Origin of the sequence: Hephaestia caeni (assembly GCF_003550065.1) — a bacterium.
Taxonomy (GTDB): domain Bacteria; phylum Pseudomonadota; class Alphaproteobacteria; order Sphingomonadales; family Sphingomonadaceae; genus Sphingomonas; species Sphingomonas caeni_A.
Window position 1 is genome coordinate 371,301 of the sequence record NZ_QXDC01000003.1, and the last position, 26,990, is coordinate 398,290.

19 protein-coding genes and 1 tRNA gene are annotated in these 26,990 nt (G+C 66.6%); 9 read left to right on the forward strand and 11 right to left on the reverse strand.

What is annotated here, in order from left to right:
- The 4 genes from DFR49_RS10110 to DFR49_RS10125 all read left to right on the forward strand — a co-directional run bounded on the left by DFR49_RS10110 (nt 1) and on the right by DFR49_RS10125 (nt 2,830).
- A complete protein-coding gene (locus DFR49_RS10110; protein WP_119035636.1) occupies nt 1-531 on the forward strand; it encodes a GNAT family N-acetyltransferase in 531 nt (176 codons plus the stop codon).
- Nucleotides 528-1,598, forward strand: a complete 1,071-nt coding sequence (gene aroC / locus DFR49_RS10115; protein ID WP_119035637.1) for a chorismate synthase — start codon at nt 528-530, stop codon at nt 1,596-1,598. Before DFR49_RS10110 ends, aroC begins: the two co-directional genes overlap by 4 nt.
- Nucleotides 1,599-1,975: 377 nt before the next feature.
- The gene (locus tag DFR49_RS21970) at nt 1,976-2,287 is read left to right on the forward strand and encodes a hypothetical protein (protein ID WP_170150994.1); all 312 of its coding nucleotides are present in this window, start codon (nt 1,976-1,978) and stop codon (nt 2,285-2,287) included.
- 276 nt (nt 2,288-2,563) lie between these two features.
- The gene (locus tag DFR49_RS10125) at nt 2,564-2,830 is read left to right on the forward strand and encodes a hypothetical protein (RefSeq protein WP_147373677.1); all 267 of its coding nucleotides are present in this window, start codon (nt 2,564-2,566) and stop codon (nt 2,828-2,830) included.
- A gap of 8 nt (nt 2,831-2,838) precedes the next feature.
- Here DFR49_RS10125 and DFR49_RS10130 read toward each other — a convergent pair whose 3' ends face one another.
- The 5 genes from DFR49_RS10130 to DFR49_RS10150 all read right to left on the reverse strand — a co-directional run bounded on the left by DFR49_RS10130 (nt 2,839) and on the right by DFR49_RS10150 (nt 9,241).
- On the reverse strand, nt 2,839-4,128 hold the full coding sequence (locus DFR49_RS10130) for an adenylosuccinate synthase (RefSeq protein WP_119035639.1): 1,290 nt from the start codon (nt 4,126-4,128) through the stop codon (nt 2,839-2,841).
- A gap of 42 nt (nt 4,129-4,170) precedes the next feature.
- Nucleotides 4,171-5,262 carry an ATP phosphoribosyltransferase regulatory subunit gene (locus DFR49_RS10135; protein ID WP_119035640.1) on the reverse strand — a complete coding sequence of 364 codons (1,092 nt, stop codon included), beginning with the start codon at nt 5,260-5,262 and terminating at the stop codon, nt 4,171-4,173.
- Between the two features lie 87 nt (nt 5,263-5,349).
- Nucleotides 5,350-6,927 carry a phosphoglycerate dehydrogenase gene (gene serA, locus DFR49_RS10140; protein WP_119035641.1) on the reverse strand — a complete coding sequence of 526 codons (1,578 nt, stop codon included), beginning with the start codon at nt 6,925-6,927 and terminating at the stop codon, nt 5,350-5,352.
- Between the two features lie 112 nt (nt 6,928-7,039).
- On the reverse strand, nt 7,040-8,197 hold the full coding sequence (locus tag DFR49_RS10145; protein ID WP_119035642.1) for a phosphoserine transaminase: 1,158 nt from the start codon (nt 8,195-8,197) through the stop codon (nt 7,040-7,042).
- A 240-nt stretch (nt 8,198-8,437) separates the two neighbouring features.
- Entirely contained in the window at nt 8,438-9,241 is an 804-nt protein-coding gene (locus DFR49_RS10150) for an alpha/beta hydrolase (RefSeq protein ID WP_211325864.1), read from the reverse strand.
- A 471-nt stretch (nt 9,242-9,712) separates the two neighbouring features.
- On the opposite strand from DFR49_RS10150, the gene DFR49_RS10155 reads away from it, so the two are divergent.
- The gene (locus DFR49_RS10155; RefSeq protein ID WP_119035643.1) at nt 9,713-12,787 is read left to right on the forward strand and encodes a TonB-dependent receptor; all 3,075 of its coding nucleotides are present in this window, start codon (nt 9,713-9,715) and stop codon (nt 12,785-12,787) included.
- Nucleotides 12,788-13,016: 229 nt separating this feature from the next.
- Here the strand turns inward: DFR49_RS10155 and DFR49_RS10160 are convergent, their stop codons facing one another.
- The 4 genes from DFR49_RS10160 to DFR49_RS10175 form a co-directional block, all read right to left on the reverse strand.
- Complete coding sequence (locus DFR49_RS10160; protein ID WP_119035644.1) at nt 13,017-13,871, reverse strand: endonuclease/exonuclease/phosphatase family protein; 855 nt, start codon at nt 13,869-13,871, stop codon at nt 13,017-13,019.
- A gap of 13 nt (nt 13,872-13,884) precedes the next feature.
- Complete coding sequence (locus DFR49_RS10165; RefSeq protein ID WP_119036353.1) at nt 13,885-16,167, reverse strand: glycoside hydrolase family 3 N-terminal domain-containing protein; 2,283 nt, start codon at nt 16,165-16,167, stop codon at nt 13,885-13,887.
- Between the two features lie 14 nt (nt 16,168-16,181).
- Complete coding sequence (locus tag DFR49_RS10170) at nt 16,182-17,648, reverse strand: glucoamylase family protein (RefSeq protein ID WP_245968359.1); 1,467 nt, start codon at nt 17,646-17,648, stop codon at nt 16,182-16,184.
- Nucleotides 17,649-17,777: 129 nt separating this feature from the next.
- Nucleotides 17,778-17,854 (reverse strand) — tRNA-Pro (locus DFR49_RS10175).
- A gap of 208 nt (nt 17,855-18,062) precedes the next feature.
- Here DFR49_RS10175 and DFR49_RS10180 point away from each other — a divergent pair.
- The 4 genes from DFR49_RS10180 (at nt 18,063) to DFR49_RS10195 (ending at nt 24,479) form a co-directional block, all read left to right on the forward strand.
- Nucleotides 18,063-20,387 carry a GH92 family glycosyl hydrolase gene (locus DFR49_RS10180; protein ID WP_170150995.1) on the forward strand — a complete coding sequence of 775 codons (2,325 nt, stop codon included), beginning with the start codon at nt 18,063-18,065 and terminating at the stop codon, nt 20,385-20,387.
- Nucleotides 20,388-20,575: 188 nt separating this feature from the next.
- Entirely contained in the window at nt 20,576-21,322 is a 747-nt protein-coding gene (otsB, locus tag DFR49_RS10185; RefSeq protein ID WP_119035646.1) for a trehalose-phosphatase, read from the forward strand.
- Nucleotides 21,319-23,115 carry a glycoside hydrolase family 15 protein gene (locus DFR49_RS10190; RefSeq protein ID WP_119035647.1) on the forward strand — a complete coding sequence of 599 codons (1,797 nt, stop codon included), beginning with the start codon at nt 21,319-21,321 and terminating at the stop codon, nt 23,113-23,115. Before otsB ends, DFR49_RS10190 begins: the two co-directional genes overlap by 4 nt.
- A complete protein-coding gene (locus tag DFR49_RS10195; RefSeq protein WP_119035648.1) occupies nt 23,097-24,479 on the forward strand; it encodes an alpha,alpha-trehalose-phosphate synthase (UDP-forming) in 1,383 nt (460 codons plus the stop codon). Before DFR49_RS10190 ends, DFR49_RS10195 begins: the two co-directional genes overlap by 19 nt.
- Nucleotides 24,480-24,487: 8 nt before the next feature.
- Here DFR49_RS10195 and DFR49_RS10200 read toward each other — a convergent pair whose 3' ends face one another.
- Together DFR49_RS10200 and DFR49_RS10205 are read right to left on the reverse strand one after the other, a co-directional pair.
- A complete protein-coding gene (locus DFR49_RS10200; RefSeq protein ID WP_119035649.1) occupies nt 24,488-26,029 on the reverse strand; it encodes an ABC transporter permease/substrate-binding protein in 1,542 nt (513 codons plus the stop codon).
- Nucleotides 26,030-26,138: 109 nt separating this feature from the next.
- Nucleotides 26,139-26,924: an ATP-binding cassette domain-containing protein gene (locus DFR49_RS10205; protein ID WP_119035650.1), complete on the reverse strand. Its 786-nt coding sequence runs from the start codon at nt 26,922-26,924 to the stop codon at nt 26,139-26,141.
- Nucleotides 26,925-26,990 lie beyond the last annotated feature (66 nt).

A 26,990-nucleotide genomic window follows, 5' to 3' on the forward strand; every position in this document is an offset into this window, starting at 1 on the left:
ATGAAGAGAATCGTCGTCCAGCGCGCGGCGCCGAAAGATGCCTATGACATCGACGACTTGCTGCGCACCTGCTTCGCGCAACCGGCGGAGGCGATGCTCGTCAAGCAGCTCGCGATGGACGGCGACCTCGTGCTCGCGCTGATCGCGCGTGACGAGGCAAGCGATGCGATCGCCGGGCTGGTCGCGCTGAGCAAGATGCACGTCGCGATCGGCGGCGATCCGGCACCCGCGGTCGCGCTGGCGCCGCTCGCGGTGATGCCCGATTATCGCCGCTCAGGCGTTGCCGCGGCGCTGGTGACGGCGGCGATCGAACAGATGCGGGACGCAGGGGCGCTGCTGATGTTCGTGCTCGGTGAACCCGGTTATTACGGGCGCTTCGGTTTCTCGTCCGAAAGCGCCGAAGGCTTCGATTCGCCTTATGCCGGCCCCTATTTCATGGCGCTCGAGCTGCAAGGCGGCCTGCCGTGCGGCCCGCGCGGGCTGGCCGATCACGCGCCGGCGTTCGCGGCGCTGGCGGAGACCGATCCATGAGCTTCAACACCTTCGGCCGCGTCTTTCGGTTCACGACCTGGGGCGAAAGCCACGGGCCGGCGCTGGGCGCGGTGGTGGACGGGTGCCCGCCGGGGCTCGCGCTCACCGAAGCCGACATCCAGCCGTGGCTCGACAAGCGCCGGCCGGGCACCTCGCGCTTCACCACCCAGCGGCGTGAGCCCGATTCGGTGCGCATCCTCTCGGGCGTGTTCGAAGGGCGCACCACCGGCACCCCGATCAGCCTGATGATCGAGAATGTCGACCAGCGCTCGAAGGATTATTCGGAGGTCGCCAAGACGTATCGCCCGGGCCATGCCGATTACGCCTATGACGCCAAATACGGCTTCCGCGACTATCGCGGCGGCGGTCGTTCGTCGGCGCGCGAGACGGCGGCGCGGGTGGCGGCGGGCGCGGTGGCGCGCGCGGTGATCCCCGAGGTCAAGATCCGCGGCTGGGTGGAGGCGATCGGCGGCGACCGAATCGATTACGATCGGTTCGATCCGCAACAGATCGACCGCAACCCCTTCTTCTGCCCCGATGCCGAGGCCGCCGCACGCTGGGAAGCCTTGATCGATGCCACGCGCAAGGCGGGGTCGTCGATCGGTGCGGTGGTGGCGTGCGAGGCGATTGGTGTGCCCGCCGGTTGGGGCGCGCCGCTCTATGCCAAGCTCGACAGCGAACTGGCGGCGGCGTGCATGTCGATCAACGCGGTCAAGGGTGTCGAGATCGGTGACGGCTTCGCCGCCGCCGCGCTCACCGGCGAGGGCAACGCCGATCCGATGCGTCCCGGCGCCGACGGGCCCCAGTTTCTGGCCAACCACGCCGGCGGGATCGCGGGCGGTATCTCGACCGGGCAGCCGGTGCGGCTGCGCGTCGCGTTCAAGCCGACCAGTTCGATCCTGACCCCGGTCGCGACGATCGACCGCGACGGCGCGGCGGCCGAGATCGCCACCAAGGGCCGCCACGATCCGTGCGTCGGCATTCGCGGCGTGCCCGTGGTCGAGGCGATGATGGCGCTGGTGCTGGCGGATCAAAAGCTGCTCCACCGCGCCCAATGCGGCGGCTAGAGCGCTTTCCGGCCTGTCTGGATCGCCGTGATCGTCCTGGGAAGCTTGCTGGGTAGAAGCGGTGCGCAGCGCGGGCTGTCGCGACGCCCCCAGCGAGCTTCCCAGGACGACCCCGTCGGGGCGGGCCGATTTTGGCCGATTGCAGCGTTGCTCGTCGGTCACGATAGGCGCTGGCATCGCTTCCTCCTCGCGCCTTGCACTCGGCCAAAATCGGCTCCGTCACGACGACCCAGACAGGTCGGAAAGCGCTCTCAACACGCCCGGGCGGTCGATTCGGGCGACGAATCAGCTCTGACGATGCGACCCGCCCCCGCGCGGAATCGTTGATTTTCCTGAGAGGTGACGGGGAGCGACCCATAGCTTCGAGGAGAACAGACATGCGCATCGCAACAATCATGAGCATCGCGGTGCTGGGTCTGTCGGGCGCCGCCATCGCGCAGGTGACGTCGACGCCCGATCAAGACATCCCGGCGCCGACGCAGAACGACATGGCCAACAACATGGTCACGCCGAACGATACGATGACCAACGACATGATGGACAACGGCGCCGACGATATGGATTCGGCAATGCCCGACACCGTGCCGCCGACCGCGCCCGACACCCTTGATCCGACGATGCCGCCGACGACCGCGCCGGTCCCCGATGGCGCACCGATCCCGCCGGACGATACCAACCCGACGATCTGACCGTCATTCGCGGCCAGATTGCGCGAGACAGCCGGCCCGCCACACGGCAGGCCGGCTGTTCATGTATTCATTCGTCGTATTTTGGTCACGGTGGATCGCAAATCAGGCAATTTTACGTCGGTCAAAGTCGATTTGTCGACTCGATAGCTAAAAAGGCCCAATCGTTCGATTCAATGGATGAAATGAACAATCATGGTCTGGAATTATCCAAAGACAATCAAATATACACTGTGAAGCAGGGGCTTTGCCACTTCACCTGTAATGGAGAACAAGACAATGCGGATCGCAACGATTTTGAGCCTGGGCGTACTTGCCGTGTCGACCGCTGCCGTTGCGCAGGTCGCCACCGACCAGAGCGCACCGCAGGAGATCGAGAACAACACCGCCGCCACCGACGGCACGGTCGCCCCGGAGACCACCGCGCCCGATACGAGCGCGACCGATCAGACCGCGCCGACCGACGACAGCGCGACGACGCCTGCGCCGACCGATGATTCGGCGACCGACGACGCCACGTCGGGCGACGATACGACCGCCCAATAAGCGAAGGCTCAGTCCGCGAACGGATCGCGCACGAGGATCGTGTCGTTGCGTTCCGGGCTGGTCGATACCAACGCCACGGGGCAGTTGATCAGCTCCTCGACACGGCGGATATATTTGATCGCGGCCGCCGGAAGTTCCGCCCATGAGCGGGCTCCGGCGGTCGATTGCTGCCAGCCTTCGATCGTCTCGTAGATCGGCTCGACCGCCGCCTGATCGGCATAATGCGCGGGGAAGTAATCGAGCTGTTCGCCGTTCAGGCGATAGCCGACACAGATTTTCACTTCATCGAAACCGTCGAGCACGTCGAGCTTGGTGAGCGCGATCCCGGTGACGCCGGAGACCGCCGCCGATTGCCGTACCAGCACCGCATCAAACCAGCCGCAGCGGCGCTTTCTGCCGGTGACGGTGCCGAATTCATGGCCCCGCTCGCCGAGCCGGGTGCCGGTAGCGTCGTCAAGCTCGGTCGGGAACGGCCCCGATCCGACGCGCGTCGTATACGCCTTGGCGATCCCGAGCACGAAGCCGACCGCGCTCGGCCCCAGCCCCGAGCCGCCGGCGGCGGTCCCCGAAATCGTGTTGGACGAGGTGACGAACGGATAGGTGCCGTGATCGACATCGAGCAGCACGCCCTGCGCGCCTTCGAACAGGATGCGCTTGCCCGCCGCGCGCGCATCGCCGAGCATCCGCCAGGCGGGCTGCGCGAAGGGCAAGACGAAGGGCGCGATCTCGCGCAATTCGCCGAGCAGCCGCGCGCGATCGATCGGCGGCTCGCCGAAGCCGGCACGCAGCGCGTCGTGATGCGCGGTCAGGCGATCGAGCTGCGCATCGAGATCGTCGAGATGCGCGAGATCGCACAGCCGGATCGCGCGGCGGCCGACCTTGTCCTCATAGGCCGGGCCGATCCCGCGCCGCGTGGTGCCGATCTTGCCGGCACCGCTCGCATCCTCACGCAGCGCATCGAGATCGCGGTGGAACGGCAGAATCAGCGCGCAATTGTCGGCGATCATCAGCCGATCCGGGGTGATCTCCACCCCCTGCGCACGCAGCTTCTCGACCTCGGCCTTGAGCGCCCAAGGATCGAGCACGACGCCGTTGCCGATCACGCTCGGCGTGCCGCGCACGATGCCCGAGGGCAGCAGCGACAATTTGTAGACGGTATCGCCGACGACGAGCGTGTGGCCGGCATTGTGCCCGCCCTGGAAGCGGACGACGACATCGGCGCGCTCGGCGAGCCAATCGACAATCTTGCCCTTGCCCTCATCGCCCCATTGGGCGCCGATCACCGCTACATTTGCCACTGATGCTTCCCTGTCTGCTGCCGTCACCTGGACGCGTGGAGATCAAATCGGCCGCGCCTCGCCGTCGGCCAGAATGTGCGTACACAATTGCGCCTGCGCGGTATCGCGCGGCTCGAGCGCGGCGACGGTGACCCAGCCGGCGCGTCGCAGCCCGGCCGCGATCGCGGGATCGCTGCCCAGCGGCACGAACAGGCGGCGGCGCGCGTCGGCGCCCGCGCCCGCCTCGACGAGCTGGTCGATATAGAGCGAGAAGCCCATCGCGGGCTCCTCGGTGCCGTTCTCGACGATCGCATAGGCGCCGCCGCGCCCGATCTCGCCGCGCACGCCTTCGGCGAACAGCGAGAAGCCGAGCCAGGTCTGATATTCGAAGCCGTGGCGCTCGGTCGGGTCGAGCGTCAGCGCGACATCGAGCCCGGCGGCCACCGCCGCCAGGCCATCGAGCCGCGAGGCAAGCGCGCCATCGAAACCACGCAGCCGAGTCAGCGCGGGGCCGAACGGCCCGGCCGCCTCGATCAGCGGCAGATAATCGGGCGCGATCTCCGCGACCCCGCCGGCATCCTTGGCGTCGAGCCGGTCGCGCAGCGCATCGATGCGCTCGGCCGGCACCGGCAGCGGCCCGGCGGCGAGCACGTCGACCAGATCGGGAAGCGTGAAATCGATCGAGACGCCGGTGACGCCCGCGGCCGCCAGCGCCTCGACCGCGATCCCCGCCACTTCGCGCGCGGCGGCGACGTTATCGAGCCCGATCAGCTCGCAGCCGACCTGGAGCCGTTCGCGTTCGGGCGCGAGATCGGCCGCGCGCAGCTTGAGCACCGGCCCGCCGTAGGAAAGCCGCAGCGGGCGCGGGTGGTGCGCCATGCGCGTCGCCGCGATGCGCCCGACCTGCGCGGTGATGTCGGGCCGGATCGCAAGGCTGCGCTGCGACACCGGATCGATGAAGCGCACCGCATCCTGCCGCCGCGCCGCCTTGAGGCGGCTCGCCAGCCCTTCCTCGAATTCGGCAAGCGCGGGATCGGTGCGTTCATAGCCGTGCGCGAACGCGGTGCCGAGCACGCACGCCTCCAGCCGCGCCGCCGCATCGGCACGCGGCGGCAGGCGATCGTGAAAGCCGGCGGGGAGAAGCGCGGAGGTCATCGGCGGCCCCTTAGCACGGATTCGGGCAGCGTCACCCTCACCCTTCCGATACGACGGCGCCGCGCGGAAGAATGAGGGCGTGCGTCATCAGAACGACAGCGCCATCGCGGTCTTGACGCCCGGAAGCACGCGGACTTTGGCGACAAGCTCGGGCGATACCGGCTCGTCGACCGAAAGCAGCAACACCGCCTCCCCACCCGCCGACCGACGGCCGAGGTGGAAGGTGCCGATATTGACCCCCGCCTCGCCCAGCGTGGTGCCAATGCGGCCGATGAAGCCGGGCGCGTCCTCGTTGACGACGTAGAGCATATGGCCTTCGAGATCGGCCTCGACCTTGATGCCGAACAGTTCGATCAGCCGCGGCGCGGCGTTGCCGAACAGCGTGCCCGCGACCGAACGCTCGCCCGCCTCGGTCTTGACCGTGACGCGCACCAGCGTGTGATAATCGCCCTCGCGATCGTGGCGCACCTCGCGCACGTCGAGGCCGCGCTCGCGCGCGAGGAACGGCGCGTTGACCATGTTCACCGTGTCCGAATAAACGCGCATCAACCCCGCCAACACCGCGCCGGTGATCGGCTTCATGTTGAGGTCGGCGGCAGCCCCCTCGACCTCGATCGAGATCGTGCTGAGCGGCCCGTGCGCAAGCTGGCCGATCAGGCTGCCCAGCGTTTCGGCGAGCGCCATGTACGGCTTGAGCTTGGGCGCCTCCTCGGCCGACAGGCTCGGCATGTTGAGCGCGTTGGTGACACCGCCGTTGACGAGATAATCGGCCATCTGCTCGGCGACCTGGATCGCGACATTGACCTGCGCTTCGGTGGTCGAGGCGCCGAGATGCGGGGTCGAGACGAAATTGGGGGTGCCGAACAGGCCATTTTCTTTCGCGGGCTCGGTGACGAACACGTCGAGCGCAGCACCGGCGATATGCCCCGAATCGAGCCCGGCCTTGAGCGCCGCCTCATCGATCAGCCCGCCGCGCGCGCAATTGATGATGCGCACGCCCTTCTTCGTCTTGGCGAGGTTCTCGGCCGACAGGATGTTGCGCGTCTGATCGGTCAAGGGCGTGTGGAGCGTGATGAAATCGGCCCTGCTGAGCAGCGTATCGAGATCGGCTTTCTCGATACCCAGTTCGATCGCGCGCTCGGGCGTAAGGAAGGGATCGTAGGCGACGACCTTCATCTTGAGCCCGCGCGCGCGATCGGCAACGATCGAGCCGATATTGCCGGCGCCGACCAGGCCGAGCGTCTTGTTGGTCAGCTCGACCCCCATGAAGCGGTTCTTTTCCCACTTGCCGGCCTGCGTCGAGGCGTCGGCCTCGGGGAGCTGGCGGGCGAGCGCGAACATCAGCGCGATCGCATGTTCGGCGGTGGTGATCGAATTGCCGAACGGGGTGTTCATCACCACCACGCCCTTGGCGCTGGCGGCGGGGATATCGACATTATCGACGCCGATCCCGGCGCGGCCGACGACCTTGAGGTTGGTCGCCGCGTCGAGGATTTCCTGCGTGACCTTGGTCGCCGAACGGATCGCGAGGCCATCATATTGGCCGATGATCGCCTTCAATTCTTCGGGGGTCTTGCCGGTGATCTCATCGACCTCGACGCCGCGCGCGCGGAAGATCTGCGCGGCCTTGGGATCCATTTTGTCGGAAATGAGGACTTTGGGCATTTTGATGTGTCCTTGTTTTCGCCGTCACCCCCGCGAAAGCGGGGGCCCAGCCCCTGTCGGTTGCGCTGGCGGGACGGTCGGGAGATGGGTCCCCGCTTTCGCGGGGATGACGTCAGGCGGCCGAAAGCTGCGCCCAGGCCCAGTCGAGCCAGGGGCCGAGCGCCTCGATATCGGCGGTGTCGACGGTGGCGCCGCACCAGATGCGCAGCCCCGGCGGGGCATCGCGATAGCCGGCGATGTCATAGGCCGCGCCTTCCTTCTCGAGCAGGCCGGCGAACTTCTTGATGAAATCCGCGTCGGCGCCTTCGACCGTCAGGCACACGCTGGTCTTCGAGCGGATACCGCGATCGACCGCGAGATGGCCGAGCCACGGCCGCGCGGCGACGATCTTGTCGAGCGCGGCGGCATTGGCGTCCGAGCGCTTGATCAGGCCGTGCAGCCCGCCCACCGACTTGCCCCATTCGAGCGCGAAAATCGCATCCTCGACCGCGAGCATCGACGGCGTGTTGATCGTCTCGCCCTTGAAGATGCCTTCGCTGAGCTTGCCGCCCTTCGTCAGGCGGAACACCTTGGGGAGCGGCCATGACGGTGTATAGCTCTCCAGCCGTTCGACCGCGCGGGGCCCAAGGATCAGCACGCCGTGCGCGCCCTCGCCGCCCAATACCTTCTGCCACGAGAAGGTGGCGACATCGATTCGGTCCCACGGCAGGTCATAGGCGAACACCGCACTGGTCGCGTCGGCGAAGCACAGCCCTTCGCGGGTCTCGGCGATCCACTCGCCGTCGGGCACGCGCGCGCCCGAGGTGGTGCCGTTCCAGGTGAACAGGACGTCGTCCGACCAATCGACGGTATCGAGATCGGGAAGCTGGCCGTAATCGGCGCGCAACACGTTCGGTTCGAGCTTCAATTGCTTGACCGCGTCGGTGACCCAACCTTCACCAAAGCTTTCCCAAGCCAGCGTGGTGACGCCGCGCGCGCCCAGCATCGTCCACATCGCCATTTCGAAGGCGCCGGTATCCGACCCGGGCACGATGCCGATGCGGTGCGTATCGGGCAGCGCGAGCATCTCACGCATCAGATCGATGCAATATTGGAGGCGCGCCTTGCCCAGCTTCGAGCGGTGCGAGCGGCCGAGCACCTCGGCGGCGAGTTTGGTCGCGTCCCAGCCCGGCGGCTTGGCGCAGGGGCCCGACGAAAAGAAGGGGCGAGCGGGTTTGGTCTGGGGCTTGGCGGACGCAGATGTGGCGTCGGTAACAATCGTATCAGTCATATAGACTCTCCTTGCAGAGAGCACGCGCGGCGTTGGGACCGCGTGGCCCGCCGGCGGCCGTAACGATCTTCGCGACGGAGTCAAGGAAATGCCCAGGTGTTCATCAAAAATCCGTCATTCCCGCGCAGGCGGGAATCCGGACTGGTTGACGTCGCGACTCTTCAGGCGCGCTGGTGGTTCTGGATCCCCGCCTGCGCGGGGATGACGGAAAAGAGAGACAGCCGCGATGCAGGGATCACGCTATTTGGGCGTGAAGACCGGCGCGGGGCGGCCGAGCAGCCCCCGATCCGACAGCCAGTCGAGCACGACCTGCGGCCAGTGCTGGAGGCTGACGAGCGGCGTATCCTCGCCGAGATTGAACGCATGCCCGCCCGCGGCATAGAGATGGATTTCCGCCGACGCCCCCGCCTGACGATACGCCTGGAGAAGATCGATCGTCGGCGCCGAACAGCACGCATCGTCGTTCGCCGCGCCGAGCAGCAACGGCGGCGACTCGGCCGTGACGTGCTCGGCGGCGTGGAGTGGGCCGGGGAATTCGAGGATCGCGAAATCGGGCCGTGCGGAGAGCGCATCGATCGCATCGGGCGTCCCCCGCGCGGGCACCGGCGGGCTGAGCGTCGTCATCCGCGCCAGTTCGCCGCCCGCCGAAAAACCCCAGATACCGATCCGGTGTGGATCGATCGCATAATCGCCCGCGCGGGCACGCACGCTGCGCACCGCGCGCTCGACATCGGCGCGCGCGTCCTCGAGCGTGTAGGGCGAGCCCTCCTCGCGGAACAGGCGATAGCGCACGACGAACGCCGCGATCCCGCGATGGGCGAGCCAGCGGCCGACATCGTCGCCCTCGGTGGTAGTGACGAGCAGCCGATGCCCGCCGCCCGGCACGACGACGATCGCGGTGCCGGTCGCGTTCGCGCGCGGTGGCAGAAAGGCGGTGATGCCGGGGTTGTTGACGCGCTTCGTCCAATAATCTCCGGTCAGTTCGGGGATAGCCGCGCGATCCTCGAAGCCCGGCGCGCCGTGCGCCCATAGCGGTGTTCGCACGGGTTGTTGCTGCGCGACGGCGCCTGCCCCAATCAATAACGCTATCATCAGTACGACAGTTCGTATCGAACGCATTTTCATCGCCGACCCTCCCCTCCATTGGTAGCGCAATCTTCACTGGCCGGCGCGAGGCTGTCAATGCGCGCCGTCGCCGCGCGCACGGGCCGGCGCGGCACAAATGCAACAGCGCGTCGGCAAAGCATGGGGGCCTCTTGCGCCGCCCGAATGGAAACGGTTACAAGAACGTGGTGGAACCGGTTACAGGACCGCAAGAGTCCGAGCCGGCACGGAGGATGCCGACGGCGCAGCACACATGACCATCTTGTCGATCCGCATTGTGGGAAGGCGCACGCGCGCGCTGGGCCTCGCCGCCCGGCCACGGGCCTTTCTGGCCGTGCGGCGCGATACCGATCGATCGATCAGCACAACGTACCGATGCCCTGAGAAGGCCGGAACGGGGGAGAACCACCAATGATGTTCAACACCAAATCCTCACGCGGCCTGCGGCTGCATTTCGCCGCCGCGCTGCTGATCGGAACGGCCTCGGCCGCGCTGATAGCAACGCCCGCGCACGCGCAGGTTTCCGCCGCGTCACTGCGCGGCACGATCACCGAGGGCGGCGAAGCGACCGCGACATCGGTGACGATCGTCGAGACCGCCACCGGCTATCGCCGCACCGCGCCCGTCAGCGCGAACGGCCAGTATAATTTCCCCTCGCTGCGCCCGGGCACGTACCGGCTCGAAGTGACGACCCCCAGTGGCGTGCGCAACACCGATACCTTCACGTTGCAGGTCGCGCAGAACGCGCAGCTCAACTTCGACCTCGCGGAGACCGCGCCCGAAACCGCGAGTACGCCCGGCGAGGACATCACCGGGGGCGACGACACCGGCGGCGCGATCATCGTCACCGCATCGAAGCTCCAGAGCCTCGAGGGCGGCGAAGTGGGCGCGGTCGTCTCGCAGCGGATGATCGAGCAACTGCCGCAGAACAACCGCAACTTCCTGGCCTTTGCGGACATCGCGCCGGGCGTGCAGTTCATCACCGGCAGCAACGGCAATTCGCGCATCCAGGGCGGCGCGCAGGACAGCCGCACGGTCAACATCTACATCGATGGCGTCGGGCAAAAGGATTACGTCCTCAAGAACGGCATCACCGGCCAGGATTCGACGCAGGGCAACCCATTCCCGCAGCTCGCGGTCGGCGAATATCGCGTCATCAGCTCGAACTACAAGGCCGAGTTCGATCAGGTCAGCTCGGTCGCGATCACCGCGGTCACCAAGTCGGGCACCAACCAGTTCCACGGCGAGGGCTTCTTCGATTTCACCAACCAGGACTTGCGCGAAAAGATTCCGGACGAGGTCTTCAACAGCCGCGAGAAGGTGAAGACCAAGGACATGCAGTTCGGCGGCGCGCTGGGCGGGCCGATCATCAAGGACGTGGCGCACTTCTTCGTGACCTACGAAGGCAAGCGCCAGCAGGTCCCGGTCGAGATCACGCCGGGCACCAACTTCCCAATCAGCTATTTCCCGGCCGAATATCAGGGCTATTTCGGCACCACCAACCGCACGTTCAACGAAGACCTGTATTTCGGCAAGATCGACATCGTGCCGACCGCATCGGACCTGTTCGAATTTTCCGGCAAGTATCGCAACGAGAGCGGCGAGAATCTCAACAGCGGCAGTTCCGCGCGTGAAACACTGAGCCTGGTCGACACCAAGGAATGGCGCGGGCTCGGCCGCTGGCAGCACAGCGCCGACACCTGGATCAACGATTTCAAGGTCGCCTACGAGGACGTCCACTGGGCGCCGCAGCCCGACATCTTCGAACCGGGCAGCATCTTCGTCTATGACGGGCCGAACCCGAACGATCCCGGCGGCGACAGTGTCCGCGGCACGATCTTGCGCATCGGCGGCAGCCCGAACTATCAGAACAAGGGCCAGAAGGGTTGGACCGTTTCCGACGACTTCACCTATACCGGCCTCGTCGGGCACACGATCAAGGCGGGCGTGAAGGCCAAATGGGTCAAGCTCAACGCCGAGACGCTCAACAATTTCAATCCACAATATACCTACAATCCGGCGTTCAACCCAGGCGGCGGCGGCTTCAACGACACCATTCCCTATACCGTCCAGTTCGCCGCCAACACGGGGAACGGCGACCCGGTCGTGCGGTCGAAGAACTTCCAGCTCGGCCTCTATCTCCAGGACGATTGGGAGGTCACCGATCGGCTGACGCTCAATCTCGGCGTGCGCTGGGATTACGAGGAAACGCCGTCGTATCTGAATTTCGTGACGCCGGCGGACGCGGTCGCGGCGCTGACCAACTGGCCCAACATCCAGAACACCGATTACGACATCAACGACTATATCTCGACCGGCAACAACCGCCACCCGTTCAAGGGCGCGTGGCAGCCGCGGCTGGGCTTCACCTACGAACTCGACGATGCCGGCCGGTTCGCAGTGTTCGGCGGTTACGGCCGGTCGTACGACCGCAACCAGTTCGATTTCCTCCAGCAGGAGATCAGCACCGGCGCCTTCACGACGCGAACGTTCAACTTCATCACCGGCGATCCGGCGAATACCTGCTCACCCAGCGCGACTTGCGTTCCCTGGGATCCGATCTACCTGACCGAGGAAGGCCGCCAGCAACTGCTCGCCGGCACCGGCCCGGCAGGCGCGCGCGAACTGCACCTCGTCAACAACGATCTCAAGGTGCCTTATTCAGATCAGTTCAGCCTCGGCGTGCGCGGCCGGTTCGGGCTGTGGCAGCCCGAGATCGGCTACAGCCATATCGAGAGCCACGATGGCTTCGCCTTCCTGCTCGGCAATCGCGACGCGAACGGCAACTTCTTCATCTACAACGCCACCACCGGCGAACCGGGGGCGCCCTTCGGCTTCCCGCCGCCTGGATTCGGCAGCCTGCTGATCGGCAAGAACGGCATCGAGACCAAGGCGGATTCGGCGTATTTCAAGGTGGTGAAGGATTACACGCCGACCTCGCCGTGGAGCTTCAACGCGACCTATACCTACACCGAGGCGGTCGAGAACCGGCAGTTCGGCGAGACGTTCGCCTTCGACTTCCCCGACTTTGGCGGCGACAACGGCTACCCGGACAGTTATCCGTTCGCGCGCTCGGCTGGGGTGCGCAAGCATCGCCTGGTGATGACGGGAAGCGTCGATCTACCGCTGGCCTTCGCGCTGTCGGGCAAGTTCCAGATCGCCTCACCGCCCTATTTTGCGTCGTTCGTGCGCACCGGCGGCACCAACCCGTCGCTTGGCGTGATCTCGAACGAGGCAGATGGCAATGGCGATCGCTGGGGCCTGCGCCAGCTCGATCTCGCGCTCACCAAATATTTCCCGCTGCACTTCGTGACCGACGAAACGCAAGTGCGCCTGCGCGTCGACGTGATCAATGTCTTTAACGACCGCAACTACGTGAATTACTTCACCAATCCGAACGAAGACCGGTATTTGCAGCGCAACGGCTACGGCGTCGGCGGCAACCCGCCGCGCACGATCAAGCTGACCGCTGGCTTCAGCTTCTAAAGGAGGCCCTTCCCCTCCTCACCTGTGGCGCGTTCTCTACCCGAGAGCGCGCCATTTTCTTTTCGATCACATGGACGGCGCAACAATGCCCCGCTTTAACGTCATCCCCGCGAAAGCGGGGACCCATCTTCCAACCGTCGCGTATGAGCAAAGCGAAGGAAATGGATCCCCGCTTTCGCGGGGATGACGGACTGAAGAAAAGGTATGATCGCCAAGACGGCGATCGGCGTTACGACCCGCCCGGAAACGCCAGATCGGCGACGATCGGATAGTGATCCGATGGATAGACGTTCCCCCGATGCGTGGTGATCGTCTGCTGATCGAGCGCGGTGAAGCCGCGATAGAGGATCCAGTCGATCCGCTTGTCGGGGGTGCCGGTGAAATTGTGGAAGGTCTCCGCCGGGCCTTCGGGGTTCGTCACCGTGTCGCGCGCGTCCTTGAGGTCGGTGGTCAGCAGCGTGTGCGCCTCGCTCTCCGGCCCGGTGTTGAAATCGCCGGTCATCACGAACGGCACGCCCGGCGGCAGCGCCTTGATCCGCGACAGGATCAGCGTCGCACCCTTGACGCGCGCCGGCTCGTCCTCATCCATATAGGGCAGGTGCGTATCGTACATGTAGAAGCGCTTGCCGTCCGCCTTGCGCTCGAACAGCCCCCAGGTGACCATGCGCGGGAACGGCTCCTTGCTCCAGCTCTTGCTGCCCACCACCTCGGGCGTGTCCGACAGCCAGAAATTGCCGAGATCGACCAGCGTCAGCCGGTCGCGGCGGTAGAAGATGCCCATATGCTCGTCGGCATGGCCGCCGCGGCGATCGATCCCGAACCAATTATACTGGGGCAGCTTCTTCAGCACGTAATCGGCCTGGAGCTTGTAGAGTTCCTGCGTGCCGATGACGTCGGGGTGCGCCTTGCGGATCGTATCGACGAAGAGGTCACGGCGTTTCGCCCACACGTTCGCGCCGTCGTCGGGCGACGGCCAGCGGACGTTGAAGCTCATCACCTTGAGCGGCGCGGCATCGTCTGCGGCGTAGGCGGGGCCAGCGAGCGCGAGCAGCGCGACCCCGGCGGCGAGCGAAAGGCGGATCATGGGCGTCTCCTGACTATCGGGCGAGCGTGACGCGCGCGGGCTCCCCCGCCTCTGCCGAGGGGGCGATCCAGACGTCGAAATCGCCCGGCTCGGCGATCCATTGCATCTTCGGACCGACGAACATCAAGTCCGATCGTGTCAGCGTGAAGCTGATCGTGCGGCGTTCGCCGGGCTTGAGCGTGACCTTCTGGAAGCCTTTCAGCTCGCGCACCGGCCGCGTGATGCTGGCGGTGCGGTCGTGGATGTAGAGCTGCACCACCTCCTCGGCCGCGCGCTTGCCGGTGTTCGATACGGTGGTGCTGACGACGAGCGTGCCGTCCCAGGCGAGCGTCCCCGCGCCGGCATCGACCGGGCCGTAGCCAAGCGTCGAATAGGTGAGTCCGTGGCCGAAGGGATAAAGCGCCTTGTTCAGGATTCCGCGGAAATGCGCCTTGTACGGCTCGGGCGGCTTGCCCGCGGGATTGGGGCGGCCGGTGGGCTTGTGATCGTAATGATAGGGGGCCTGCCCCGACGCCTGCGGAAAGCTTACCGGCAGCCGCGCTGAAGGCAGAGCATCGCCGAACAGCATGTCCGCGGTGGCGGGGCCGCTCTCGCTGCCGAGGAACCAGGTGACGACGATCGCCGCGGCATCGCGCACCGCGCCCTCGAGCGCGAGCGCACGGCCGTTCTTGAGCAGCACGACCACCGGCTTTCCCGTCGCCGCGACCGCCTCGGCAAGCGCCTGCTGGGCGTCGGGGACAGTGATCGACGTGCGCGACTGCGCTTCGCCCGACATGTTGGTGCTCTCGCCGATCGCAAGCACGACGACATCGGCGGCGTTGGCGGCGGCGACCGCGGCGTCGATCCCGCCGGGAAGCGGTTCGTCGACACCCGAGCCGTCGGTGACGGTAAGCGCGCCGCGCTGCCCCATCGCCGCGCGGATGCCGGTTTCGAGATCGACCGCCTGCTTGTCGTCGCCATAGACGTTCCACGGCCCGACCAGATCGTGCTGACCGCGCGCGAATGGGCCGATCAGCGCGATTCGTTTGCCCGCTTTGGGCAGCGGCAACAGCTCGCCCTCGTTCTTGAGCAGCACGATCGAGCGTTGCGCGGCCTCGCGCGCGACCTTCAGATGCTCGGGCGTGCGCACGCGCTGTTCCTCGCGGCCGGGCTGGATGCGGCGATAGGGGTTGTCGAACAGCCCGAGCCTGGCCTTGAGGTCGAGCACGCGGCGCACCGACGCATCGACCAGCGCGATCGGCACCTCGCCCCTGGCGACCAGATCGGGGAGGTGATCCATGTAGAAATGCGATTGCATGCTCATGTCGACGCCCGCGAGGAACGCCTTCATGGTCGCATCGCGCGGATCGGTGGCATAGCCCGCGTCGATCAATTCCATGTCGCCGGTGTAATCCGACACCACCACGCCACCGAAATTCCACGCCTTGCGCAGCACCTCGGTCAGCAGCCAGTGGTTGGCGTGCGCGGGCACGCCGTTGATCTCGTTGAACGAGGCCATCACGGTGCCGCATCCGGCCTCGAGCGCAGCCTTGAACGGCGGGAAATAGGTCTGCTCGAGCGTGCGTTCGGAAATGTCGACCGGATTGTAATCGAGCCCGCTTTCGGCCGCCCCATAAGCCGCGAAATGCTTGGCGCAGGCCATGACCGAAGTGTCGCTGGTGAGATCGTCGCCCTGAAACCCCTTCACCCGTGCGGCCGCGAACAGATTGCCGAGATAGGTGTCCTCGCCCGCACCCTCGACGCCGCGGCCCCAGCGCGCATCGCGGGCGATGTCGACCATCGGCGCGAAGGTCCAGTCGATGCCCGCCGCCGACGCCTCGACCGCCGCGACTCGTGCGGTCCGCTCGGCGAGGTCGGGGTCGAAACTCGCCGCCTCGCCCAGGGGCACCGGGAAGACGGTGCGGTGACCGTGGATGATATCGGCCGCGACGATCAGCGGAATCTTGAGCCGCGACTGCATCGCCGCATCCTGCAAGCGGCGGGCATAGTCCGAACCGCGGCCGTTGAACACGCCGGTCAGCCGGCCGGCGCGCGCCTCGGCGATCTGCTGCTCGACGGAGGGCGTCGTCGTCACCGGATTGAGCGCGCTCGCCGCCGCGCCGCCCAAAGCGGCGGCCATCAGCGTCAATTGGCCGGCTTTCTCCTCGATCGTCATCCTGCCGATAAGATCGGCGATGAAAGCGGGGGTCGCGCGGGTCGCGCCCAGCCCGCGCGCGACCGCGGGGGCCTTGGCAAACAGCACCAGCCCCAGCGCCCCGGTGATCGCGCCGCGGCGCGTCGTCATCATCTTCGTCATCTTGCCCTCCCCGCTCACGCCCGCTCAAGCCAGCCGCCGGTGAAGCCCGCGCGCTTCAATCCGGTGACGATCGCCGGGTGGCGTCGCATATATTTCCATACGAAATCAGAACGATGGTTGGCGATCATCGTCAGGATCGCGCCCTGATCGATGCCGAGATAATCGGTATCGAACCACCCCAGTTCGGGATCGACGATCGAATGCGGCGCCTTGTTCTCGAAGGCGTAGCTGGGGTTGAAGCTGTCGAGGAAACCATAGTCGCCGTAGAGCCGCCGGCCGTAGCGCGCGACCATCGCCTCGGCCGCCGCCGTCGCCTCCTCGGGCACGAACGCGATCGACCCCAGCGCCGCGGTGGGCGCGATCGTGCCGTCGTCGAACGGGTGGTTGCCGCTCACCCCGCGCGCCGAATAGGTACGGAATTCGCGCAGCTCGCCCTTATAGGTCAGCTTGCCGCCGCCCGGGCCGTCGCAGGCCGTCCAGCCCCACACATTCTCGTCATAGCCGCGCCAGCCCATCGGATTGGCGGCGCCATAGCCGCGCTGGGCAAGCGCCGCGCGGCGGCTGTTCTCGAAATAATCGAAGCCGGCGGCACGCATCGGCGCATCCTTGATACCGCGAAAATCGATCCAGACATGGCTGTACTGATGCCCGAACAGCGGCGCGAAGCCGAGGAAATGCTGGCCGTATTGATTGACCCAATCCTGCTCGTAGCCCGCGACCCAGCCCTGCCACGCGTCGGCCGACAGCGGGTGCGTGGGCGAGGCGAGCCCCAGCACGTAGAGCAGCATCGCTTCGTTGTAGCCGACCCAATCGGCGGCGATGAACCCCGATTCGGGATGCCAGCCCATCGAGACGACGGGCTTGTCCTCGACGAACCACGGCCAGTCGGCGCGCTCGTAGAGGCGCTGCGCAAGATCGCGGATTTCCGCCTCTCCGGCCTCATCGGCGTCGAAATAGCGCGCCGCGAACAACACGCCGCCGAACAACAAGGTGGTGTCGATCGTCGAGAGTTCAGTGCGGCCGTAGCGGTGGCCGGTCTCCATATCGAGGAAATGGTAGAAGAAGCCCTTGTAGCCGGTGGTGCCGCTGGGCTCCGGCCCCTGCGGCGCGTTCCAGAAGAAGCGCAAGGTGGCGAGCGTGCGATCGCGCGCCTCGGCCCGCGTCACCCAGCCCTGCTCGACGCCGTAGGGATAGACGGTGAGCGCGAAGCCGACTGCCGCGATCGAGGCGAAGCTTTTCGACGGATAGCGATCGGGCGCCAGCCCGTTGGCGGGGTTGGTCGTCTCCCAGAAGAAGCGGAAAGTGCGGTGCGCAACATCGTCGATCAGCGCCTCGCCGCGTAGCGCGCCTGCGCTCGCGCCGCCTGCGGCAACCGTCGCGCAGCCCGAGAGCAGGCCCGTGCCCAGCAGCATCGTCGTGGTCAGCAAATCGCGGCGATTGGGGCGCGGCGCACCGACTCGCGTCGGATGCTCGTAAGCCATTACTCTCTCCCTGATCCACGGCCGGGGTGACCGCGTATCAGGTCTTTGTAACCGGTTACATCAATGCTTAGCAAGGGGCGGTTCGCGGCATCTTCGCCGCGATCGGGCAAATATCAGCAGAAAGAAGAATGGTCGGGGCGACTGGATTCGAACCAGCGACCCCCACACCCCCAGTGTGATGCGCTACCAGGCTGCGCTACGCCCCGACCGGAGCCGCGCGCTCTATGCGCAACCGCGCCGAGATGCAAGCGGGAGCTGCGGTACGTTCGCCGCAGTGGCTACGAAGAGTCTTTCCCGCTCTTCTTTCGTCATCCCCGCGTTCGCGGGCACGACGGAAGGGTGGACCGGGTGATTCCGAAATTCGTTTTCGTAAATCGCTTGTCGCGCCTACGCGCGCCTGCTTTGATGTGCGCCATGAAGATGCTCCGCCGCCTGACGCTTCCGCTCGCGCTGCTCGCCGCTCCCGCCTTCGCGCAGACCACGCCCTCGCCCTATGATACGGTCGATCCGTTCATCGGCACCGGCGGCGAGGGGCATACCTTCCCCGGCGCGGTGGCGCCGTTCGGGATGGTGCAATTGAGCCCCGACACCGACACCACCTGCACGATCCGCGACTGCTACGATCATGCGGCAGGCTATCGCTACGACGACACGACGATCCAGGGGTTCAGCCACACGCATTTCTCGGGCGCGGGGCATTCGGATCTCGGCGATTTTCTGGTGATGCCGGTCGCCGGAGACACGGTGGCGCTCGAACCGGGCGATCCGAAGAAGCCCGGCACCGGCTATCGCCAGCATTTCGACCACCAGACCGAAATCGCGCAGCCCGGCTATTACGCGGTGACGCTGACCGATTCGAAAGTGCGCGCCGAGATGACCGCGGGCACGCGCGTCGGCGTTCATCGTTACACTTTCCCGGCGGGGCAGGCGGCGCATCTAGTGCTCGACCTGCGCCCCTCGCTCTACAATTATCCCGGCAAGGTCTTGTGGTCGTCGATTCGGCTGTGGCCCGACGGCACGATCACCGGCACCCGCCAGACGCGCGGCTGGGCGCCCGATCGCAAGCTCTATTTCGCGATGAAATTCTCCGCGCCGCTCGCCGATCATGCCTTCCTCGATACCGAGAAGCATGTGGCCTACAAGGGCTTCCAGGGGCCGGGGCGCGGGCAGGACGACCTTGCCGAGAAAGCCGGGCGCCAGCTTGTCGCGCGGCTCGATTTCGGGCGGCTCGCGCAGCCGCTCGAGGTCCGGGTCGCGATCTCGTCGGTCGACGAGGCGGGGGCGATGAACAACCTCACCGCCGAGCAGGGCGATTTCGACGCGATCCGCGCCAAGACCAAGGCGGCGTGGCAGAAAGCACTCGGCGCGGTCGAGATCGCGGCCGACGCCCCGATGCGCACGACGATGTACACCGCGCTCTACCACAGCCTGATCGCGCCCTCGGTATCGAGCGATGCCGACGGGCGCTGGCGCGGGCCGGACAACGCGGTCCACAAGGCCGACTTCACCGTACATTCGACCTTCTCGCTGTGGGACACGTTCCGCGCCGAGCATCCGTTGCTCACGTTGGTTCAGCCCGAGGAGACCAACACCGATTTCGTCAAATCGCTGGTCGCGAGCCAGCGGGTGAGCCCGTTCGGCATCCTGCCCGTCTGGCAATTCCAGGGCCGCGAGACGTGGACGATGATCGGTTATCACGCGGTGCCCGTCATCGCCGACGCCTATATGAAAGGCATCAAGGGCTTCGACGCCAAGGCCGCGCTCGACGCGATGGTCGCGAGCGCGACCTACGGCCCGTACGGCGACCTCAAGGATTATATGGCGCTCGGCTACGTCCCGATCGACAGGGAGCCCGAGGCGGCATCCAAGACGGTCGAATACGCCTTCGACGATTGGACGATCGCGCAGATGGCGCGGAAGATGGGCGAGACCGACATCGCCGACCGGTTCGAGAAACGCTCGCTCAACTGGCGCAACAGTTTCGACGCCGAGACCGGCTTCCTGCGCGCGCGCAAGAGCGATGGCAGCTTCCGCACCCCCTTCGACCCCACCGCGATCAATTACGGCAGCGACTATACCGAGGGGAATGCCTGGCAATATTCGTGGTTCATGCCGCACGACGAAGGCGGGCTGATCCGGCTGCTCGGCGGCGACGACGCAACCGTCAAGAAGCTCGACGCGATGTTCGAGTTCGACAATTCCAAGCTCGACTATAGCCATGCCGAGGACATCGCCGGGCTGATCGGCCAATATATCCACGGCAACGAGCCGAGCCACCACGTCGCCTATATATACAATTACGCAGGCCACCCGTGGCGCACGCAGGAGCGACTCAAGCAGATCGTCGACAGCCAGTACAAGCCGACCCCCGATGGCCTCTCGGGCAATGACGATCTCGGCCAGATGTCGGCGTGGATGTTCTTCACCGGGCTCGGATTCTATCCGGTGGCGCCGGGGAGCAACCAATATGTGATCGGGCGGCCGTTCGTGGAGCGTGCGGTGCTCAACCTGCCGGGCGGCAAGCATTTCACGGTGCGCGCGGACCATCTGTCGGCGGCGAACCATTACGTCGGGCGCGTGCTACTGAACGGCAAGCCGTTGGCCAAGGGCTATGTCACCGACGCGCAGGTCCGCGCCGGGGGCGAATTGCGCTTCGTGATGCAGGCGACCCCCAACAAGGCCTGGGCGACCGCACCGGCGGACCGGCCCTATTCGCTGAGCGGATACGGGGCGGAGTAGAGGGTCGCCCCTTCCTCCGTCATGCCGGATTGGTTCCGGCATCCAACCATCCGCGAGCGACGGCGCTTGAGGCTCGTTGGACCCCGGAACAAGTCCGGGGTGACGGGCGCGTACAAGGAAACCGACGGAACCGTTCCGATCGGCCTGCGTAGGGCTTATTATCCCACCCACTTGCCAGAAAAGGGCCGATGGCCTCCACAGATCTCGCGCGCCCGCCCGCCGGCCTGCTCGACGGCGCCAGTCTCTTCCTCGATTTCGACGGCACGCTGGTCGATCTTGCCGACCGACCCGGCGATGTCGCAGTCGATCCCGCGCTGATCGCGCTGCTCGACCGGTTGGCGCGGCGGCTCGACAACCGCATCGCGCTCGTCAGCGGCCGATCGGTCGCGCAACTCGACGGCTTTTTCGGCGACGGCGGCAAGGCGCTGGCGGTGATTGGCAGTCACGGCGCCGAACATCGCACGATCGGCGGCGCGATCACGCGGCCCGACCGACCGCAAGCGCTCGATGCGGCGCAGAAGCTGATCGCCGAGACCTTCGCCGGGCGTGACGGCGTGGTGATCGAGGAAAAGAGCCTCGGCGTCGGCGTGCATTACCGGCTCGATCCATCGAGCGAGGGCGATGCGTGCGCGCTGGTCGAAAAGCTCGCCGCGGCGCACGGCCTGGGGGTGCAGCACGGCAAGATGATGGTCGAGCTGCGGCTGCCCGGCATCGACAAAGGCAGCGCGATCACGGCGATGCTCGGCGAGCCGCCCTTCGCGGGCCACCGTCCCGTCTTTCTGGGCGACGACCTGACCGACGAACCCGGCTTCGCGGCTTGCGCCGCGGCAGGCGGTGCCGGCGTGCTCGTCGGCTCCTTGCGCGAGACCGCGGCGACCTACCGGCTCGACAGCGTCGCGGCCGTGCATCTTTGGCTGAAGGAGGCTGCCCGATGACCGCGACGCTCGATCTCTGGCCGATCGGCAATTGCCAGGTCTCCGCGCTGATCGATCGTTCGGGCCGGTTCGTGTGGGGCTGCACCCCGCGCGTCGACGGCGACCCCGCCTTCTGCTCGCTGCTCGACGACGAGCCGCCCGCGGGCGAGGGCGCCTATGGCTTCTGGGAGATCGACCTCGACGGCGCGGTCGAGACGACCCAATCCTATATCCGCAACACGCCGATCCTGGTGACGCGACATGCCGACGACGCCGGCAACGCGATCGAGGTGATCGATTTCTGCCCGCGCTTCAAGCGCAACGGGCGGATGTACCGCCCGGTCGCGTTCGTGCGGATCGTGCGGCCCGTCGCCGGCTCCCCCCGCGTGCGCATCCGGCTGCGCCCGGCGCGCAACTGGGGCGAGCGGATGGCCGAGCATACGCGCGGCTCCAACCATATCCGCTATCTGCTCGAACAGGAGGTGCTCCGGCTTTCGACCACGGCCCCGGTCGGCTGGGTGCGCGACGAGCGGCTGTTCCGCGTCGAGCGGCCGCTGCATTTCTTCCTCGGCCCCGACGAGAGTTTCGCGACCGAGATCGCCGCGTCGCTCGACCACATGCTCGATCATACCATCGCCGAATGGCAGCATTGGGCGCGCGGGCTCGCCACCCCGGTCGAGTGGCAGGAAGCGGTGATCCGATCGGCGATCACGCTCAAATTGTGCCAGCATGAGGAGACCGGCGCGATCGTCGCTGCGCTGACCACGTCGATCCCCGAATATGCCGATTCGGGGCGCAACTGGGATTACCGCTTCTGCTGGATCCGCGACGCTTATTACACGGTGCAGGCGTTGAACCGGCTCGGCGCGCTCGACGTGCTCGAAGGCTATCTCGAATATCTGCGCAACATCGTCGACAATGCGGCCGGCGGGCATATCCAGCCGCTCTACGGCGTCGGCGGTGAGGCCCGGCTGATCGAATATGAGGCCAAGGCGCTTTCAGGCTATCGCGGCATGGGGCCGGTGCGCGTCGGCAACGAGGCCTATGAGCAAATCCAGCACGATGCCTATGGCCAGATCGTGCTTTCCAATGTGCAGGCATTCTTCGACCAGCGGTTGCTGCGCGTCGCGGGGACGGCGGATTTCGAAGCGCTCGAGCCGATCGGCGAGCGCGCTTGGAAGGCATATGACCAACCCGATGCCGGGATCTGGGAATTGCGCACCAAATCCTATGTCCACACCTATTCGGCGGCGATGTGCTGGGCGGCGTGCGACCGGCTCGCCAACGCCGCCGCCACGCTCGGCCTCGTCGATCGCGCCGAATTCTGGCAAGAGCGCGCCGACACAATGCGCGCCCGGATCGAGGACGCGGCGTGGCGCGAGGACGCCGGGCATCTCTCCGCGACCTTCGCCGGCGACAATCTCGACGCGAGCCTGCTGCAATTGCTCGAGCTGCGTTTCCTCGCGCCCGACGATCCGCGCTTTCGCGGCACGCTTAAGGTGGTCGAAGAAGGGCTGCGGCGCGGCGGCTATATGCTGCGCTATGCCACCGAGGACGATTTCGGCCTGCCGCACACCGCATTCAACGTCTGCACCTTCTGGCTGATCGAGGCGCTCCACGCGACCGGCCGCAACGAGGATGCGCGCATCCTGTTCGAAGAGATGCTCGCCCGGCGCACACCCGCGGGGCTGCTCAGCGAAGATATCGACCCGGCGACCGGCGACCTATGGGGAAACTATCCGCAGACCTATTCGCTGGTAGGTATGATCAACTGCGCCGTGCTGTTGAGCAAACCGTGGAGCACAATCCGCTGAGCCGCCTGATCGTCATCTCGAACCGCGTTTCCGCGCCCCAGCCCGAACAGCCCGCCGCGCAAGGCGGGCTCGCGGTCGCGCTCACCGCGGCGCTGCGGGAAAGCGACGGCATCTGGTTCGGCTGGTCGGGCGACATCGGCGCGCGGCACGATCTCCATTTCGAGACCTATGGCGGCGTCACTTCGGGCACGATCGACCTGTCGGAGCAGGATATCGAGGAATATTACAACGGCTACGCCAACCGGACGCTGTGGCCATTGTTCCATTACCGGCTCGATCTCACCGAGTTCGAGCGCACCTTCCAGGGCGGCTACGAGCGCGTCAACGAGGCGTTCGCGCGGATCATCGCGCCGCATATCGATGCCGACGATCTCGTCTGGGTGCACGATTACCACATGATCCCGCTGGGTTGGCTGCTGCGCCAGCAGGGCCTGGCCAACCGGATGGGGTTCTTCCTCCACATCCCCTGGCCGCCGACGCGGCTGCTGGTGGCGCTGCCCGATCACCGCCGGCTGGTCGAGGCGCTGTTCGCCTATGACGTGATCGGCTTCCAGGCCGAGGAATGGCTCGAATCGTTCCGCCATTACGTGACGCATGAAATGGGCGGCACGCTGGGGCCGGACGATACGCTGACCGTCGGCGGCCGCACGATCCGCGCGATCGCCTGCCCGATCGGGATCGACGCGCAGGATTTCATCGCCAGCGCAGCGAGCGCCACCGCCCGCGACGTGCAACAGCGAATGCGGGAGAGCGGCACCGGGCGCGGCCTGATCGTCGGCGTCGACCGGCTCGATTATTCGAAGGGGCTCGCCGAACGTTTCCTCGGCTACGAGCGCTTCCTCGATGAGCATCCGGACCGGCACGCGCGCGTCTATCTGCTCCAGATCGCGCCGCCCTCGCGCAGCGATGTCGAGACCTATCAGAACATCCGCGATTCGCTCGACCAGCTTTCAGGGCGGATCAACGGCGCCCATGCCGATATCGACTGGGTGCCGATCCGCTACGTCAATCGCGGCTATCCGCGCGAGGCGCTGGCGGGCGTCTATCGCGCGGCGCGGATCGGGCTGGTGACGCCCTTGCGCGACGGGATGAACCTGGTCGCCAAGGAATATGTGGCGGCGCAGGATCCCGCCGATCCCGGCGTGCTCATCCTGTCGCGCTTCGCGGGCGCGGCCGAGCAGCTCACCAACGCGCTGCTGATCAACCCTTACAGCGCCGACGACATTTCCGACGCGATCGACAAGGCGCTGTCGATGCCAAAGGAGGAGCGGATCGCGCGCTGGCGGCCGATGTTCGAGAACGTGCGCGACCACGATGTGGTGTGGTGGCGCAAGCGCTTCACCGAAGCGCTGGAAGCGGTTTAAGGCGCGGCCTACAGCCCCAGCGTCCGTTCCAGCCACCGCGCCGCCGCATCGGGCGTGCGCTTGTCGGAATCACGATCGACCATGTAATTGGCCTCGCGCATCGCCGCGACGGGTATCGCGCCGACCAGCGGTTGCAGTGCCGTCACGATCTTCGCATCATCCGCCCGCTTTGGTGCGAGCAGTAGGATCGCGTCGTAGCCGGGGATTGCGCCCTTCGGATCGGAAACCACCGTCAGATGCTGCGCCGCAATCCGGCCGTCCGAGGAGAAAGCGGAGATCACGTCGGCGCGCCCGCTTGCGAGCGCGCGATACATGAAGCTGGGCGTATAGCGTTGGGTGGCGGCGAAGCGCAGGCCGTAGGCATCGCGCACCGCGGCCCATTCGGGGCGTTCGAGGAATTCGAGGTCCGACCCCAGCGTCAGTCGCGGCGCCTGCCGGGCAAGATCGCCGAGCGTCGCGATGTCTCGCCGTTTCGCATCGTCGCTGCGCATCGCGAAGGCATAGGCGTTCTCGAACCCGAGCGCGCCGAGCAGCCGTACGCCATCCGTCTGGCGCGTCCACTCGCCCACAAGCTGCACGATGCGGGGGCGCGGCGGGACATCGGTTCGGTGCATCGCGTTGGTCCACAAGGTGCCCGAATAATCGACATAGACATCGATATCACCGCTCGCGAGCGCCTGATAGATCACCGCCGAGCCCAGTCCCTCGCGATAGCGTACGCGGTATCCCGCGGCCTCCAGCCGATGCCCGATCACGCGCGCGAGCACATATTGTTCGGAGAAATTCTTGGCGCCGACGGTGATCGTGCGCGCCTGCCCGCCGCCCGCCCAGATCGGCGCGAGCGCAAGCGCGATTCCTGCACCGAGCAGCCCGATCCCAGCCCATATCCGTCCGCGCCGCCGCATGGCGATGCCGCGCTCGATCAGCCCGAGCAACGCATCGGCAACGAGCGCGAGCAACGCCGCCGCGGCGCACCCGGCGAGCACCAGCGCCCAGTTCTGCGTCTGCAAGCCGGCGAAGATCAGATCGCCCAGACTCGGCTGGCCAACCGTGGTCGACAGCGTCGCGGCGCCGATCGTCCACACCGCCGCGGTACGGATGCCCGCCATCACGATCGGCACGACCAGCGGCGCTTCGACCAGCCGCAGCTTTTGCGCGGCCGTCATGCCCACGCCGTCGGCGGCCTCGATGATCGCGGGATCGATCCCGGCAAGCCCGGTCACCGCGTTCCTGAGGATCGGCAGCAGCGCATAGAGCGACAGCGCGAGCAGCGCGGGCAGGAAGCCGAGCGCGGGGATGCCGCCGCCGACCAGTGCCGACAGCCACAAGAGCAACGGATAGAACAGCGCGAGCAGCGCCAGCGACGGGATCGTCTGGACAAGGCTCGCGAACCCCAGCGTCACACGCGCGACACCGGCATGGCGCGCCGATAGAATCGCCAGCGGCAGGCTGATCGCCAGCCCGGCCACCAGCGCGGCTGCTGCGAGCAACACATGCGCCGCGAGCAGATCCGGCACGCGGGCGAGAGCATCGAGGAAGGCGCGCGTCATATGCCGTCATCCCCGCGAAAGCGGGGACCCATCTCCCCCCTCCGGGATCGTTCGGAACAGATGTTTGGAGATGGGTCCCCGCTTTCGCGGGGATGACGATAATGGTTAATCATACCCCCGCCTCCAGCGCCCGCAGCCGCCGCGCCTGATCGCGGGGGACTGCCACCAGCGCATCCGCCACCGCCCCGCCCTCGCCCGCGAGCAATACGCGCGGGGTGGCGTCGGCGACGATCCGGCCCGCCTGCATCACCAGGACGCGATCGGCGAGCAGGAGCGCCTCGGCCATATCGTGTGTCACCATGATCGTGGTGAGGCCGAGCGTGTCGTGCAGGCCCCGCACGGCCGCGCCCAGTTGCTCGCGCGTGACGGGATCGAGCGCGCCGAACGGCTCGTCCATCAGCATCAACCCGGGTTCCGTCGCCAGCGCCCGCGCGACGCCGACCCGCTGGCGCTGCCCGCCCGACAGCGCCTCGGGCATCCGCTCGGCCAGATCGCGCGGCAGATCGACCAGATCGAGCAGGTCGCCGACGCGCACGTCGTTGCGTCGCTCGCCTTCGAGCCGCAGCCCGATCGCGATGTTCTCGGCCACAGTCATATGCGGGAACAGCCCGACATTCTGGAAGATGTAGCCGATCCGCCGCCGCAGCCGGTGTGGCTCGATCGTGTCGACCGGATCACCGTCGATCAGCACGCGGCCCGCGCTCGGTTCGACCAGCCGGTTAACCGTCTTGAGCAAGGTCGACTTGCCCGATCCCGACGCGCCGACCAGCGCGACGAAGCCGCCCGCCGCGATCGCCACCGACACCCCGTCGACCGCCACCGTGCCGCCCGGATAGCGCTTGACGACCGCGTCGAACGCGACCGACGGGCCGTGGGGGAAAGGAGCGGCTGGCATCGCGCGGGATAGTGAGCGGCGCGGCGGACGGCGTCAAACGCCGCGTGATCGCGCTGGCATTGCACG